Source organism: Pseudoalteromonas sp. R3 (assembly GCF_004014715.1).
Lineage (GTDB): Bacteria > Pseudomonadota > Gammaproteobacteria > Enterobacterales > Alteromonadaceae > Pseudoalteromonas.
Window position 1 is genome coordinate 930,206 of the sequence record NZ_CP034835.1, and the last position, 15,207, is coordinate 945,412.

The 15,207-nt window shown below is 47.1% G+C and carries 13 protein-coding genes; 5 read left to right on the plus strand and 8 right to left on the minus strand.

Annotated features, from left to right (window positions below; genetic code table 11):
* Positions 1 to 36: 36 nt before the first annotated feature.
* Complete coding sequence (locus ELR70_RS08985; RefSeq protein ID WP_054017273.1) at positions 37 to 3,261, plus strand: S41 family peptidase; 3,225 nt, start codon at positions 37 to 39, stop codon at positions 3,259 to 3,261.
* Positions 3,262 to 3,347: 86 nt separating this feature from the next.
* The gene (locus ELR70_RS08990; protein WP_054017272.1) at positions 3,348 to 4,094 is read left to right on the plus strand and encodes an SDR family oxidoreductase; all 747 of its coding nucleotides are present in this window, start codon (positions 3,348 to 3,350) and stop codon (positions 4,092 to 4,094) included.
* A gap of 58 nt (positions 4,095 to 4,152) precedes the next feature.
* On the opposite strand, the gene ELR70_RS08995 is transcribed toward ELR70_RS08990, so the two are convergent.
* Positions 4,153 to 6,111: a discoidin domain-containing protein gene (locus ELR70_RS08995; protein ID WP_054017271.1), complete on the minus strand. Its 1,959-nt coding sequence runs from the start codon at positions 6,109 to 6,111 to the stop codon at positions 4,153 to 4,155.
* A gap of 391 nt (positions 6,112 to 6,502) precedes the next feature.
* Between ELR70_RS08995 and ELR70_RS09000 the strand changes: the two genes are divergently transcribed.
* The 3 genes from ELR70_RS09000 to ELR70_RS09010 all read left to right on the plus strand — a co-directional run bounded on the left by ELR70_RS09000 (position 6,503) and on the right by ELR70_RS09010 (position 8,168).
* Positions 6,503 to 7,048 (plus strand): hypothetical protein, encoded by a 546-nt coding sequence (locus tag ELR70_RS09000; RefSeq protein ID WP_128064553.1) that lies wholly within the window; start codon positions 6,503 to 6,505, stop codon positions 7,046 to 7,048.
* A gap of 184 nt (positions 7,049 to 7,232) precedes the next feature.
* Entirely contained in the window at positions 7,233 to 7,706 is a 474-nt protein-coding gene (locus tag ELR70_RS09005) for a hypothetical protein (protein WP_054017269.1), read from the plus strand.
* Positions 7,707 to 7,763: 57 nt separating this feature from the next.
* Complete coding sequence (locus ELR70_RS09010; protein ID WP_152968683.1) at positions 7,764 to 8,168, plus strand: hypothetical protein; 405 nt, start codon at positions 7,764 to 7,766, stop codon at positions 8,166 to 8,168.
* Between the two features lie 266 nt (positions 8,169 to 8,434).
* On the opposite strand, the gene ELR70_RS09015 is transcribed toward ELR70_RS09010, so the two are convergent.
* From ELR70_RS09015 to miaB, 7 genes are all read right to left on the minus strand, one after another.
* On the minus strand, positions 8,435 to 8,959 hold the full coding sequence (locus tag ELR70_RS09015; protein WP_054017267.1) for a GNAT family N-acetyltransferase: 525 nt from the start codon (positions 8,957 to 8,959) through the stop codon (positions 8,435 to 8,437).
* Positions 8,943 to 9,209 (minus strand): helix-turn-helix domain-containing protein, encoded by a 267-nt coding sequence (locus ELR70_RS09020; RefSeq protein ID WP_054017266.1) that lies wholly within the window; start codon positions 9,207 to 9,209, stop codon positions 8,943 to 8,945. Before ELR70_RS09020 ends, ELR70_RS09015 begins: the two co-directional genes overlap by 17 nt.
* Before the next feature lie 318 nt (positions 9,210 to 9,527).
* Positions 9,528 to 11,108, minus strand: coding sequence for an apolipoprotein N-acyltransferase (gene lnt / locus ELR70_RS09025; RefSeq protein ID WP_054017265.1), 1,581 nt, complete (start codon positions 11,106 to 11,108; stop codon positions 9,528 to 9,530).
* Positions 11,086 to 11,964, minus strand: coding sequence for a CNNM family magnesium/cobalt transport protein CorC (corC, locus tag ELR70_RS09030; protein ID WP_054017264.1), 879 nt, complete (start codon positions 11,962 to 11,964; stop codon positions 11,086 to 11,088). Before corC ends, lnt begins: the two co-directional genes overlap by 23 nt.
* A 22-nt stretch (positions 11,965 to 11,986) precedes the next feature.
* On the minus strand, positions 11,987 to 12,445 hold the full coding sequence (gene ybeY / locus ELR70_RS09035; protein WP_046002926.1) for an rRNA maturation RNase YbeY: 459 nt from the start codon (positions 12,443 to 12,445) through the stop codon (positions 11,987 to 11,989).
* Entirely contained in the window at positions 12,445 to 13,527 is a 1,083-nt protein-coding gene (locus tag ELR70_RS09040; protein ID WP_054017263.1) for a PhoH family protein, read from the minus strand. Before ELR70_RS09040 ends, ybeY begins: the two co-directional genes overlap by 1 nt.
* Positions 13,528 to 13,580: 53 nt before the next feature.
* Positions 13,581 to 15,014 carry a tRNA (N6-isopentenyl adenosine(37)-C2)-methylthiotransferase MiaB gene (miaB, locus tag ELR70_RS09045; RefSeq protein ID WP_054017262.1) on the minus strand — a complete coding sequence of 478 codons (1,434 nt, stop codon included), beginning with the start codon at positions 15,012 to 15,014 and terminating at the stop codon, positions 13,581 to 13,583.
* Between the last annotated feature and the right edge of the window lie 193 nt (positions 15,015 to 15,207).

Genomic DNA, 15,207 nt, shown 5'->3' on the forward strand with positions numbered 1-15,207 from the left:
AATGAGATAAAATAACAAAACTAATTTGTGAGGCTTATGAAACTCAAGCATCTAGTTGCCGCTATAGCGGCTGTAGCTGCCCCATTGGCGGCTGCATATCAAACTCAGGACACGCGGCTACTGCGTTTCCCTGATATTCATCAGGACAAAGTCACTTTTGTATATGGCGGTGATATCTACATTGCGGATACCAAGTCGGGTAACAGCACCCGCCTGACCGACCATGTTGGCTTTGAGACCTTCCCCAAATTTTCACCAGATGGAAAACGCATTGCGTTTGCGGCCGAGTACAATGGCAGCCGACAGATTTATGTGATCGATGCCGATGGCTCTAATCTGAAGCAGCTTACTTACTACAATGATGTGGGCCCAATGCCGCCACGAGGTGGGTTTGATTACCGAGTGTTTGACTGGACACCGGATGGCAAGCATATTGTGTTTCGTGCCAACCGCACGCCCTGGGGTAAACGTATGGGTCGTCCTTACATGATCCCTGCTGATGGTGGACTAGAGCAACCGCTGGCCATTCCAGAAAGTGGTGGTGGTATGCTGTCACCAGATGGTAAGCAGTTTGTCTATACGCCGATTGACCGCGAGTTCAGAACCTGGAAGCGCAGCCGGGGCGGTCGTGCACAGGATGTCTGGGTGTATGATTTAGAAAACAACACCTCAAAACAGCTGACCGAACACAGAGCAACTGATCAGCAGCCAACCTGGGTGAACGACAGCATATACTTCGTATCTGATCGTGACTATACCCTAAACCTGTATAAATACCGTGAAGGGAAAGCACCGGTTAAGATGACCAACCACAGTGAGTATGATGTACTGTGGCCATCTGCCGGGCCAGATGCCATCGTGTATGAAAATGGCGGCTATTTGTATCGCTTTGATGAAGCAACTAAAACCACAGAAAAGCTGACCATCAATGTGCCCGGGGTACGCAAGTACGCTATGCCTTACACAAAAAATGTCAGCAAGTTCATTGACTCAATGGACGTTTCTCACGATGGTAAACGTGCCCTATTCACGGCGCGTGGTGAAGTATTCTCAGTCCCGGTTGAGCAGGGCCCGACGCGCAACTTGAGTATGACGGCTGAAGGCCGTGAAATTGCTGCGAGCTGGTCACCGAATGGCCGTTATATTGCGTATATGAGTGACGCAACGGGTGAGTATGAGATTTACCTGAAAGACCGCGCTAATAACAATGAAGTTAAGCAACTTACCAGCAACGGGTCCATCTGGCGTTTTGACCCTATCTGGTCGGCCGACAGCTCAAAGCTGCTATTTGCTGATAAGAACCACACTATGTGGTGGCTGGATGTAAGCTCAGGTGAGCTGCATAAGATCGATACCGGCAAGTACGACGATGATGGCATCACCCAGTATACCTGGTCTCCAAACAGCGAAGATCTGATCTTTGTAAAGAACAATGCCAATCGCTTTGCTTCTTTGTGGCACTACAATACCCAAAGCAAAGTGCTGAGTCGTCTGACTGATGATATGACCAATGAACAGAACCCGGCTTTCTCACCGGATGGTCAGTATCTGTATTTCACATCGGAGCGCGATTTTAACCTGACCTTCAGCGCTTATGAGTTTGCTTATTTGTATAACAATGCAACACGCCTTTATGCCGTTGCAGTGAATGACAAGGTTTCATCTCTGACACAGTTTAACAGCGATGAAGCGGCAATTGTCAGCGAAGAGAAAGACGATAAGAGCAAAGACAGTACAACTGAAAATCAGCTCCAGGTAGATGGCTTTATGTCACGGGTTGTAGCATTGCCTGCGAAAGCGGGTGACTATGGAGACTTAAATGGCGTCAAAGACGGCGTACTGGCGCTGTCTGAAGGCACATTGAAGCTGATCCCAAATAAACAAGATGGCAAAGTGCAAACGGTTGCCAAGGGCGTACAGGCCTATAAGGTGGCGGCAGGTGGTGAGCACCTGATTGTGCGTGCAGGCGGCAAATACAGTGTGATCAAGCCTAAAGCCAAGCAGGACCTGAAAGCAACGCAACTTGATCTGGGTAACATGATACTGAAGATTGACCCTAAAGTTGAATGGCAACAAATGTATGTCGAAGGCTGGCGAACGCTCAGAGACTGGTTCTATGATGAAAACCACCATGGTCAGGACTGGGATGCTATCCTGAAGCGCTATCAGCCGATGGCTGATGCCGTGGCACACCGCAATGATCTGGACTATGTACTGAGCGAAATTGCAGGTGAGATCAACGCGGGTCACATCTATGTTCAGTCAGGTGATGAGCCTAAAGCGAAACGCAAGAAGCATGGTCTGCTCGGCGCCCAGATCAGTGCCCACAGCTCAGGCTTTGTGCGCATCGAAAAAATCTATCAGGGTGAAAACTGGCATGAAGAGTTCCGCTCTCCATTGGGCGAGCCTGGCGTTAATGCCAGTAAGGGTGACTACATAGTGTCGGTTAATGGCCGTGCGGTAAACACCGTGAGCAACTTCTACGAACTGCTGGAAAATACTCAGGGTACTCAGGTTGAACTACGCCTCAACGACACCCCAAGCCTGGATGGCGCCTGGAAGGTAACGGTGAAGCCAAGCGCCAGTGAAGGTGGTTTGCGTTATCTGGAGTGGGTTCACTCTCGTATGGACTATGTGGACAAGCTATCGGGTGGTCGCATTGGCTACATTCACCTGCCAAATACGCTGTTTGAGGGTAACCGTGCGATGTTTAAGCACTTTATGCCACAAACAACCAAAGATGCTCTGATCATTGATGACCGTTACAATGGCGGTGGCTTCATTCCTGAACACATGATCACCTGGCTGGCACGTAAGCCTCTGAACTACTGGAAGCGTCGTGGTGTTGAGCCGACGAAAACGCCTCAGTTTGCTCACGATGGTCCTAAGGCGATGTTGATCAATGGCTACTCTAGTTCTGGTGGTGATGCGCTACCTTATTACTTCCGTCAGGCAGGGCTTGGTAAGCTGATCGGTACGCGTACCTGGGGTGGTTTGATCGGTATTTCGGGTAATCCTCGTTTGGTTGACGGCGGTCAGGTGATTGCCGCGACTTTCCGTATTCTGGACAATGATGGCAACTGGATCATTGAAGATGAAGGTGTCAGCCCGGATATCGAAGTGATTGATCGTCCTGAGCTGATCCACGCGGGTAAAGATCCATCAGTGGAGCGTGCTGTTGAGGAGTTGCTTAAAGAGATGAAAGCAAACCCGAAGAAGCAGCTCACGGTGCCACCAGCACCAACTGAGTTTGGTCGATAATCAGTGCTAAGTAAGTATTTGATACAAAGCTTATCAACAATATAAAGGGGTGCTTGGCACCCCTTTTTTCAGGAAAAATAATAACAATGAAAAAAGTAGTATTAATAACAGGCGCAAGTCGGGGGATCGGTGCCGCAACGGCTAACTTGCTGGCGGAGCAGGGCTATCTGGTCGCAGTTAACTATAAATCGAATCGTGCGGCAGCCGAGCAGGTGGTTGCTCAGATCCATGCACAAGGTGGCATAGCACACCACTTTGCTGCTGATATTAGCGAAGAAGCACAGGTGGTTCAGTTGTGCGACGACATCAAAACACAGCTTGGGCCGATTTCACACCTGGTCAATAATGCCGGAGTACTGGACACCCAAATGCGCGTGGAGGATATGACCGCAGAGCGTATCAATCAGATGTTGTGTACTAACGTGACACCGTATTTTATCTGTGCCAGAGAAGTGCTTAAACAGATCCGTGCCCATCACCAGATGGACAGGTGCGCCATAGTGAATGTCTCATCGGCAGCTTCTTATTTGGGTGGTGCCAATGAATACGTAGATTACGCCGCAGCAAAAGGCGCCATTGATAGCTTTACGCGAGGTTTGTCTCTGGAGCTGGCAGCAGAAGGGATCCGGGTTAATTGCGTTCGCCCGGGCTGCATCTACACCGATATTCATGCCGATGGCGGTGAGCCCGGCAGAGTCGACAGGCTGGCATCACTCCTGCCACTGCAAAGAGGTGGCAGGCCCGAAGAGGTGGCCAGCGCCATCGCCTGGTTGCTCAGTGAACAGGCAAGCTATGCGACTGGTACTTTTATAGATTTGGCTGGTGGGAAGTAGGGCGACTCATCAACCTGAGAGGGAGCACATAAGCTCCCTCTATTGCATTGCAACCTTTTTATTTTACGTAGTAGTACAACGTATTTTGCTCTGCGCCACTGTAAGTTCCATGGCTATAAGGCCATACATCGAACTTAACGCTGTGTTGGTATAACGACGCGCCAGCGCGCAGGTAGCCATCGCCTCGACTGGTAGATTTTATACTCAAAGCAATAAATGAGTAATCTAATCCTGACATACTGCACCCAGTATTTTCGTTATGCCATAAAACGGCAATATCGTAAGGTACCTGAGGCTCAGTTAAGTCATTATTTTGTTTCACAGAAATACAGTTAGCGTTTACGAGTTTGCTTTTGCTTATTTGTGAAACCTTGCTGTGCTCATCAACAAACATCATACCCGTTGTCATGTTGTTGCGAATGGCCTGCCATTGATCATTTGCAAGTACACCGACCGTGTTTAAGGTAACAGGTGAGGTATGTACGATACTTTCAAGTCCATCGGTATGATGCGCAACTAACGCCCAGCCACCGCCATTTTGTGTCATTTCACAGTATGCACTAAACGGTGCAATGCCATTGTCGCCATCAGGGTCAATGTCGTAGAAACCAGAGCTGGCAGTTGGGTTTTGCTGCTTAATGGTGGCACAGGTAATGCCATTCGCTGGATTTGGCTCTTCAGTTAGTACTTCAGGAGCGCCATTGCCAACAAAACCGCCATAATATTCTAATTCTGAAATCACACGATAGTTATGCCCGTGCGTAGAGTGGATCTTTAACCTGACAAATTTCCCGATTGCCGGCTGTGTAAGCTCTACGGTTTGATCATAACTTCTGGTTAGGGTAAATGACTCATGATCAATAAAGTTGGTATTATCATCAGACACCTGTAACGTGATGTCTTTAACACCCATACCAAGGTCAGCGGCACTGTTATGCACCATAAGTCTAAATGACGTAATGTAAGCTTGTTTCTCAAAGGCAACCTGAAGCCAGTGTTCCTGAACCACAGTACTTAGCCAAATACCTCGTTTAATCTTTCCTTCAGTGGCGTCATTATTTACCAGTGTTGAATTGTTATAGCCGTCGAATGCACCAGAGGCACTATCCGCATAGTAGCTTTGGCTAGTCGTGTAAGATGATTCGGTTAAGCCATTTGAACCGATTAAAGCGATATTCCCGTATTGACCTGTTTTATCACCAGGCTCAATTGTGAATGTGCTGGAGGTTTCTAAGCGAAGCGACATGGTATCTTTACCGTAGTGGGTGATGTCTTGCGCAAAGAGTTGGTTTTTCAAATTTAGAATATTCACCACTTCCAATACATGGTTTGTCTCGGAGTCTTTAGATTGCTCTTCTTGTATAAAAAGCTTGCCGTTCAGGGTTTGAAAACCGGTTTGATTGGTTGCTTGATGCGTTAGGTTATAAGCCAGGTTTTCATTCGTAAACCCATTATTAGTCTCTTTATAGATAGCAAGATAACCAATGGTTTCATCTGTGTGTGCACTACCAAGCTCCTGTACTTCTAAGTCTGCACCAAAAGTCAGTTTGGAAACGCTAGAAGCACGCAATGTATATGCATCACTGCGGTTTTGAGTTTGGCCACTCAGTAGTACACTAGGTGCATGCGCAAAGCTTTCTTTAAAAAATAGCTGAGTATTGCCACTTTTAAGGTTAAATTTTCCGGCTTCCCAGATGCTGCCATCTTCAAGCTGGTGGCGGCCATTTTCAACAATTAAAAATGACACACGTTCTTCTTCGTGCACGCCATCAAGATATGGCCACTCTTTAAATTGAACATCAAAACTGGTTGAGGTCACATTCGAAATGGAAATAACGCCCGGTTCACTGTCATTGAGTGTTGGCACCGATGAAATAATAACGGGATCAGTGTAACCATTAAATGTAATGGTTTGTTTTTCACTGCTAACTGCAACATCTTCAATTAATGTCAATGCGTGCGCTCTGTTTACTATGATGGTAAAGAGTATTGCAACTACTCCAAGTATTGCCCTCATGCAGGCTCCTTTTTATAAATAAAAATAAAATTAAATCAGTGGGTTAATTGAAAGTCAACAACCTTTTAATTTTACTCCCTGCAAGTGCACTGGTTGCAATGGGCTTATTTTGACAATCATCAATCGCTTGGCATCGGTTACGCTTGACCGTTGGCATAATCAAATATCATTAATTTATTGAGCCGGTCTAAGGGCAGATGGCGCATTATCTACGTCAGTTTGAAATAACGGCTAGAAGGCCTGAGCTAGAAGACTAATTTAGATGGGTACCACACTAAATTCCATGTATATTAAGTGCTATCCCACCAAGCCACTTAGCTAGACACTACTTGGACGTTTATATATTTCTATGAAAAATGGTTATGTAATGTTGGAAAAAAGCGCCTTTCTTATGATAGCAATGATTGCATTTCAGAGCTTTTCTTGTCAGGACGAATTAGATACATTGGCACATATTCGCTTTCATTATGTGAGCGAGGATACGTTCCCTTATCAGCAGCTTGGGGTCGAGACGGTCAGAGCCAAGCTGTTTGGCCTGGAAGTCTTAATGGCGAAGGGGGAGCTTCAGGAATCAGAAGAGATCTCGGTTGCTGAGGAAGTTTATAAATCTAATATCTATGCACATCCTAAGTATGAGCTGAGCTATACTGTGAGCCCGGCCCCTTTTTCCAGTAAAGAGAAGGGGAGCTTTGAAGTTTTACTGGCAAGCATATCAGAAATTTATAAACTGCCCTTTTGCAGTGATGAGTTTAGCAATAAGCGGATGGAGATCGTCTCCTTGATTGGTAAGCCTGAGCCGCCGAATATACTGAATGTATACATAGATAGAAATAACAAGCATATTTTGTCGGTTAATGAAGATTCTTGGCTGAGTATTTATCCATCTATTATTCAGGAGCGACTGGTCATCGGTTCAGGAAGCCCACCTGAGGACTAGGCACACGAGTAACGGTATTCACTGCTTATTTAGTTTACTGAGCTAACTTAAAAATGCTCCGCTAGTTGGCGCATTTTTTATAACAGAATGACTCCTAAAATAACAAATTTTGGCAATGTCTATGCCCGACCAGTCAGTGATCTGGACTTTGTTGCCAAACAACTACAACTTCAGGAGCGAAAAGATGTCCAATTTAGTAAAATTAAGTTTTTGTATTGCATGCTTTGTAGCATCATTTTCGGCATTGTCTGAATCCACTCAGGTGTCACTACTTAAAGTTATTGTTGACCCTGAACGTTACGATGGAAAGGTCATTAAGGTTACAGGGTTACTGTTGAGATCACAGCGCAGGAACCCCGTATATCTGTATTATGGCGAGGATGCGGCGAGAAGTGGTCGGCAATTGGAAACCATTTTGCTTTACAACTTGACGGATAGGGATAACGCTATATTGGAAGATGGCAGGCACTATGAGGTGGAAGGGGAGTTTGATGTTGGTTGTCGCTCCAGGCTGGAACCTGGTGCTAAGTTTATTATTGAATACTTGGGCTGCATAGACCCTGTATTAAGTATTCGTAACAGTACAAATGGTACCTATCGTTATAAAAGGGAGGTGTCTTTATTTCCCCCGTTACCACCACCATTTAAAAAGGACTAAAAATGAAACTATTTTTATTACACCAAATCGTGCATGGAGAGTCGGTGAACTAGCCCAGTGATGAAATTATTTAAAGTGAAAGCATGTACTTGGTTTTGTTTGGGATTGTTTATTCTGCCGATGCTGGGTTTTTCGTTGTGGTTCAATTATTGGCAAGGAGAGGCACGTCACCACAAGCTCATCACCGGGCTGTGTCAATTAATAAATGTCGCTGATGCGTTGAAGCAAGACCCTGATAAACTGGAGTTGATAAACAAACCCAACTGGCAAAGTGTCATATATCACCGTATTAAGCACGACGAGTGTGATGAGAAGATCGTGCTTATAAATGGACGTATGGTCGATGTGTTTGGGAACAGCTATGTTCTTTCCAAAGAAGGAGAAAAGTTGATTGTTGCGTCTGACCTGAAAGTAGAAAGAAGCAAGGTGCTGGCGGAAAACTTTATTGTTACGCTCAATTGATCAAGCCGTTGCTGTGGAAAACAGTCAAAACTTGCTATGAAATAAGAGAGCTGCATCCGGACTAAAACTTCTATATCTTCATAGTACATTACTCTTTATTAAGTTATACCAATTTGTTTAATTAAGTGTTCTATTTTGAGGCGAGAAAATAGGGTCGATAACAAGGCAAAAATTTTGCTATTTAGTTGTTCTAAATGAGAAATTTTTAACGCCGTTAGCGTCATATTTGCTCCTTCAAATAGCACAGGTATTAAGTGAAATTGGTATTAGCCTGGGGAAGCCAGCTTAAAATAATAGCTGGTGGCATACAGGACGCCTTGTTGATCACTCACAAAATGGGGGATCTCTCCGCTTTTGGTAAAGCCAACGGCCTGATAAAACAGCTCTGACTTATCACCACTTTGTGTATCTAACACTAAGAGCTTGATACCCAGCTGACTGGCATAAACTTCGAGATGCTGCATCAGTGTTTGGGCGATACCCTGACGTTGATAATCGGGATGTACAAGTAATTTTTCGACTTCACCCCGATGCCGGCCATTTTGTTTTTGACAAGGGACCAGTTGTACCGAGGCAACCAACTGCTGATTGATGTAAGCGCCTAGTAAGAGGCGTTTTTTCTCCGTGAGCTCAGTGTTGACCTGAGTCCAGTAATCGGTCGCGTCAGCGTCACAAAGAGGGTGATAGAACCCCAGGGATGCACCCTGAGCGACACAAGCTTGTAATTGACATGAAAGTGCTTGCTGATGCGCCATGGTGAGCTGTGCCAGAGGTTCAATTATGAGTCGCATAGCCATCCTTTTGCATACAAGCCAGTTCTTCACGGATCTGACGAAGCTGAGACTCCAGTTGTTGCTTTTGAAGTAACAGCTGCGAATAGCGAGGCTGAGTGCGGGGCTGTTTACCCCGAAGTGCCCTGTAAAGCGTGCGCTGGGATAAGGCAAACTGTGCGGCTGCTTCATGAATGGTCAGCTGCTGGCTTTGCACCATATGCACCGCACGCAGTACACTGGGGTGCGTGGCAGAGAGTTTAGCAGCCATATTAGCTTTCCTCACTGTTAAACTGTTGGTCCCGCAGTGGCCATACACTGCAGTCTATTCGCCAGATCAGACTTAAGGTGTCGATAAATGTATAGAGCATATTTTCATTCCTGCCGAGTTCATTATTATTGAATAAGGAAGAACTATGCCAAAAATATAATGCTAATACTTTCAGTGGTTTAATAAAAATGAAGGCATAATGAAAGTGATAGTGCACTTTACTAAAGCAAAAAGCTCACAAACATGGTGCAGTATCTGAGAGGGGCTTCAGTGTGTAAAGGTTAGTCGGAAACCTCTTTGCTCAAAGCGTGACTACTTTTATAAATAGTCACGCTCAACCCGGTATCTAACTCTGATTAATCCCTTTTCGAGCATGACCAGCGTGGTCAAAAGCAGCAACAATACCCAAATCCACGTATTGCCATGCTGACTATACCAGCTATTCCCGCTCATCAGTTTTACGTCCAGTAACATCGTTTCCTCAACAAACTGAGGGAGCGTATGCTGAGTCTGGCTGAGTGGATCATAAATCCCACTGATCCCATTGTTGGTCACTCGGATCAGAGGACGTTGTAGCTCCAGCGCACGCATGCGGGCTATTTGCATATGCTGATGCGGGCCGTGCGAATCACCAAACCAGGCGTCGTTGCTCACGGTAAAGAGCATATCCGACTCGCTGGTGTAATTGTTTCTCACCAGTTCGCTGAAGGCAATTTCGTAGCAGATAGCAGGTAAAATATGCAATCCGTTGGCTATCAGGTTCGGCTGCTGCGCTTCGCCTCGCGAGAAGGACGACATCGCCAGGTTGAACAGCGGCGCAATGGGTCGCAACCAGGTTTCAAAGGGAACAAACTCTCCGATCGGCAATAGCTGGTGTTTCTGATAGCGGTTGGGATGCAAATAGCGATAATGACCTTGCTCATCCTCTGCTTGCTGTTTACCAACCACAATCAAAGTGTTATAGACATTGCGGGTATCAAATTGATAATCCGGGATGCCGGTAATGAGTGCGCTTTGATTAAACGCGGCGGCTTTATCCAGATTATGCAAAAAGTCGAAGGCTAAGTCTTCCAGCTCAGGAATCGCAGCCTCCGGCCAGACAACTAAGTCGGCCTGCTGCCACAATGGGCGGGTCATATCCTGGTATTTTGACATGGTCGGCCAGAACTGCTCCGGCTCCCAGCGCAGGCTTTGCTGAATATTGCCCTGAACCAGCAAGGTTCGGGTTTGCTCGCCGTTATAGTGCACCGGGTTATCCACTATGCGTGTAAACAGGATGAGTGCCAGCACAGGCAGCAGGGCAATCATGGTCAGCTGATAGCGCCTTTGCCAGAGCAGGTAATACAGCAGCGCGCCAAGTAACACGCACACCAGGGTCAGGCCAAACTCGCCAATCCAGGGGGCAAGCATGTTAAGCGGTGCGTCGGTCTGGCTATAACCAAAGCTAAGCCACGGAAATCCCGTCAGTAAGGTGCCACGCAGATATTCAAATATCGCAAAGCCACTTAACAATAGCGCAATACGTTGCCAGGGTTTATTCGAAAAACGTGTCGCCAGTGCAAATGCCAGTGCAGGGTAAATAGCCAGATAGGCACAGAGTAAGCCCATCAGTAGCAGCGAGGCCGGTAAGGGTAAACCCCCGAACTGAGCGATGGAAACATGTACCCAGCTTATTCCGGCTGCAAACCAGCCAAAACCAAATAAAAAGCCATATTTCGCGGCGTGTCGGGTAGTGGGCTGATCTGTGACATAACACCCAACTGCGAGCGCCAAAAAAGTCAGGGGCCAGAGCCCAAAAGGGGCATAACTAAAGGTCAGTGAGGCACCGCTAAGCAGTGCCAGCCACGCAAACTTGTCTTTCAGTAAGGTGGTGAGTTTATTCGAAAACGTCTTCAACATGTTCAGCTTTTGGCATGGTCACCTGTAACTGCAAAATACGGCGATTGTCCGAGTTGGTAACCTTGAACTGCAAAGGTGCAATATCAATGGTTTCACCCCGGCTTGGCATATGGCCAAAAGCATGCAGGATGATCCCGCCTATGGTGTCAGCTTCTTGCGTGTCATATTCCGTTTTAAAGAAGTCGTTGAATTCATCCAGTGGGGTCAAAGCCTGAACGTTGAACACGTGTTTAGAAAGCTGGCGAATGGCCTGCTGTTCGTCTTCGTTGTCGTGCTCATCTTCAATTTCACCTACTATGGTTTCCAGAATATCTTCGATGGTCACCAGGCCCGAAACGCCGCCGTACTCATCGATGACAATGGCCATGTGATAGCGTTTTTGACGAAACTCATTGAGCAGAGCATCAACACGTTTGCTTTCTGGCACCACAACGGCAGGTCGCAAGTATTCACGGATGGTTGGCAGTTCACTGTCGCGCTGAACAATCAGCGGTAGCAGATCTTTGGCCAGTAAAATGCCTTCGACATGATCTTTGTCTTCGCAAATGACCGGGAAGCGCGAATGGCTCGATTCAACCATAGCGGGTAACTGCGACTCCAGGTCCTGATCAATATCCAGCGTCACCATCTGTGAACGTGGGATCATGATGTCTCGGACTTTCAGTTCAGAGACACTGAGTACACCTTCCATCATATCTTTGGTTTCAGGGTCGATCAGGGCTCGTTCCTGCGCGTCGGCAATTACTTCTACCAACTCTTCTTTATTTTGGGGTTCCCCTTGCAGCATCTGAGTGATGCGTCCCAGCCAGGTCTTGCTCGAAGAACCCTGACTACTTTGCGAGTTTTCGTCGCTCATTGCGGTGTGTTACTCCAGTCGGTTAAACGTCATCTCGATATGGGTCAGCAATGCCCAGATCGGCTAAGAATTCTTTTTCAAGACTTTCCATTTCATCGGCGTCCTGTTCATTTATATGGTCAAAGCCCAACAAATGCAAGCACCCGTGTACCACCATGTGGGCAAAATGATCATGGAAAGTTTTTTCCTGTTCTTCGGCCTCACGAAAAACCACCTGAGGACAAATAATTAGGTCGCCAACTAAAGGCAACTCAATTCCAGGCGGCGCTTCAAAAGGAAAAGACAACACGTTGGTCGGCTTGTCTTTGCCACGGTACTGGCTGTTCAGTTCCTGGCTTTCTGCTTCGTCCGCAATTCGTATGGTGACCTCGGCCTCTTCCTTATACGCAAGGAGTGCTTTTTCGGCCCACAACTGAAATTGTTCAGCAGAGGGCAGGTTGGCGAAGTCACTGGCAATCTGTAGATCTACCTCAAGCGACATTATGAGCGCTCCTCATCGTTAGCGTTTGGCTGTGTATCAGCCGGCGCGGTATTGGCCTGTGCCTGTAATCTTGCCTGCTGTTTGTTAAACTTTTCCTTTCGCTCGGCTTCTTCTTTTTTCTCGTAGGCCTCAACAATGCGTGCCACCACAGGGTGACGCACTACATCATGAGACTTGAAGAAGTTAAATGAAATCTCGTCTACTTCACCCAACACATCAATGGCATGGCGCAGACCAGAACGCGCACCACGTGGTAAATCCACCTGAGTGATGTCACCGGTGATCACCGCTTTAGAATTAAAGCCAATCCGGGTCAGGAACATTTTCATCTGCTCTGTGGTGGTGTTCTGGCTTTCATCCAGAATAATAAAGGCGTCGTTCAGCGTTCGCCCACGCATGTAGGCCAGTGGTGCAACCTCTATCACGTTCTTTTCGATCAAACGCTCAACCTTTTCAAAGCCCAACATTTCGAACAGGGCGTCGTACAGCGGGCGCAAATAAGGGTCTATCTTTTGCGTCAGGTCACCGGGCAAGAAACCGAGTTTTTCGCCGGCTTCAACGGCCGGACGAGTCAGCAGAATACGACGAATTTCCTGACGCTCAAGGGCATCTACCGCTGCCGCTACCGCCAGGTAGGTTTTACCTGTACCCGCTGGGCCAATACCAAAGCAGATGTCATGGGTCAGAATATTGGCCACATACTGGCTCTGGTTGGGGTTACGAGGCTTAACCACACCACGACGTGTTTTGATAAACACTTCTTTTTCCCACACATCTGGGGCTTCCTGCTCCAGGCAGTTCGCTTCGGTGATAGCCAGGTGGACCTGATCCGGTTCAATATCCGCAAATTTACCGCGCACAGGCTGGGTTTCGACATACAGAGATTTCAAGATGTCGACTGCGGCTTTTGCCACAACCGGCTGGCCGGTGACTTTAAACCAGTTATCTCTGTGGGTAATTTCTATGCCCAGACGACGTTCTATTTGCTTCAGGTTGTCATCAAAAGGCCCGCATAAAGAAGATAGGCGGTGATTGTCGGAGGGTTCCAGATAAAATTCGATATTCTTGACTTGGTTACTCAAAACAACTTCCTAATAACAAGACGCCAGCATCAGCTGGCGTCGAAATTCCAAGACTAAGGCGTAAAGGTCGCTACACCCAGTTCGTTGGCTTCAGGTTCTGCCGGGGCACGATTTAAGATATCAGATGGTGCCACATCACGGCGTAAGTCCATCTCTGCTTCGGTCCTTAACAGCTCACCACGTAGCGAGTTTGGCAGCGCCTCTGTAATACGTACATCAACAAACTGACCGATCACTGAGTGAGGACCTTCAAAGTTCACCACTCGGTTGTTCTCGGTACGGCCACGCAATTCCATCGGGTTCTTTTTCGACGGACCTTCGACCAGAATACGCTGCTCAGTGCCATGCATTTTGCGGCTGATATCCTGCGCCATTTGATTAATACGGTTTTGTAGCAAGTACAAACGCTCTTTCTTTTCCTGCTCGGTGACATCGTCAGGCAAGTCAGACGCTGGCGTGCCCGGACGCGCTGAATAGATAAAGCTGAAGCTCATATCAAAGCCAATGTCGTTGATAAGATTCATGGTTGCTTCGAAGTCAGCTTTGCTTTCGCCCGGGAAGCCAATGATAAAGTCAGAACTCATGCTCAGGTTCGGACGGATCTTGCGCAGCTTGCGGATAGTCGACTTGTACTCAAGCGCCGTATGGCCACGCTTCATCAGGTTCAGAATGCGGTCTGAACCACTTTGAACCGGTAAGTGCAGGTGATCAACCAGCTCTGGTACGTCTGCGTATGCGTCGATGATGTCCGGTGTGAACTCAACCGGGTGCGAGGTGGTGTAACGAATACGGTCGATGCCATCAATGGCCGCCACAAAGCGCAGCAGATCAGAGAAATAGCAAATTTCGCCATCGTGCATTTCGCCGCGATAGGCGTTTACGTTCTGACCCAACAGGTTCACTTCACGCACACCTTGCTCTGCCAGTTGGGCAACTTCAAGTAAAACATCATCAAGTGGACGGCTTACTTCTTCACCACGAGTATAAGGTACAACGCAGAAAGTACAGTATTTAGAGCAGCCTTCCATAATAGAGACAAAGGCACTCGGACCTTCTGCTTTTGGCTCTGGCAGGCGGTCAAACTTCTCGATTTCCGGGAATGAAATATCGACTACAGAGCCTTGCTTGCTCTGCACTTGTTTGATCATCTCAGGCAGACGGTGCAAAGTTTGCGGGCCAAATACGATATCAACAAAAGGCGCACGTTGACGAATGGTGTCGCCTTCCTGAGATGCTACACAGCCACCGACGCCAATCACCAGATCCGGGTTGTCGTCTTTGAGTAGCTTCCAGCGACCCAGTTGGTGGAATACTTTTTCCTGTGCTTTTTCACGAATTGAACAGGTATTGAGTAGGATCACATCCGCTTGCTCAGCTTCTTCTGTTAGCTGATAGCCGTTGGTGGAGTCAAGCAGATCCGCCATTTTCTGGGAGTCATACTCGTTCATCTGACAGCCCCAGGTTTTGATATGCAACTTTTTACTCATTGAAATAATGCCTCGTTTTCAACTCGGTGAATAGCACGGTGTGCGACGCTAAAACAACTAATATCACTAAGCCGACCCGCTCATCACCTGTGCCAGTACAGAGCATAACCTGTATCTTTGCCAGGATCTTGCGTGAAATTAGTTTAAAGGACGCGTATTTTATATGACCTAATGACACTAGCCAAGTATAGTT

What these genes read in the sequence shown, in the direction of transcription:
- ELR70_RS08985 (WP_054017273.1), top strand. Translation starts at nt 37, where the DNA reads ATGAAACTCAAGCATCTAGTTGCCGCTATAGCGGCTGTAGCTGCCCCA.
- ELR70_RS08990 (WP_054017272.1), top strand. Translation starts at nt 3,348, where the DNA reads ATGAAAAAAGTAGTATTAATAACAGGCGCAAGTCGGGGGATCGGTGCC.
- ELR70_RS08995 (WP_054017271.1), bottom strand. Translation starts at nt 6,111, where the DNA reads ATGAGGGCAATACTTGGAGTAGTTGCAATACTCTTTACCATCATAGTA.
- ELR70_RS09000 (WP_128064553.1), top strand. Translation starts at nt 6,503, where the DNA reads ATGATAGCAATGATTGCATTTCAGAGCTTTTCTTGTCAGGACGAATTA.
- ELR70_RS09005 (WP_054017269.1), top strand. Translation starts at nt 7,233, where the DNA reads ATGTCCAATTTAGTAAAATTAAGTTTTTGTATTGCATGCTTTGTAGCA.
- ELR70_RS09015 (WP_054017267.1), bottom strand. Translation starts at nt 8,959, where the DNA reads ATGCGACTCATAATTGAACCTCTGGCACAGCTCACCATGGCGCATCAG.
- ELR70_RS09020 (WP_054017266.1), bottom strand. Translation starts at nt 9,209, where the DNA reads ATGGCTGCTAAACTCTCTGCCACGCACCCCAGTGTACTGCGTGCGGTG.
- lnt (WP_054017265.1), bottom strand. Translation starts at nt 11,108, where the DNA reads ATGTTGAAGACGTTTTCGAATAAACTCACCACCTTACTGAAAGACAAG.
- corC (WP_054017264.1), bottom strand. Translation starts at nt 11,964, where the DNA reads ATGAGCGACGAAAACTCGCAAAGTAGTCAGGGTTCTTCGAGCAAGACC.
- ybeY (WP_046002926.1), bottom strand. Translation starts at nt 12,445, where the DNA reads ATGTCGCTTGAGGTAGATCTACAGATTGCCAGTGACTTCGCCAACCTG.
- miaB (WP_054017262.1), bottom strand. Translation starts at nt 15,014, where the DNA reads ATGAGTAAAAAGTTGCATATCAAAACCTGGGGCTGTCAGATGAACGAG.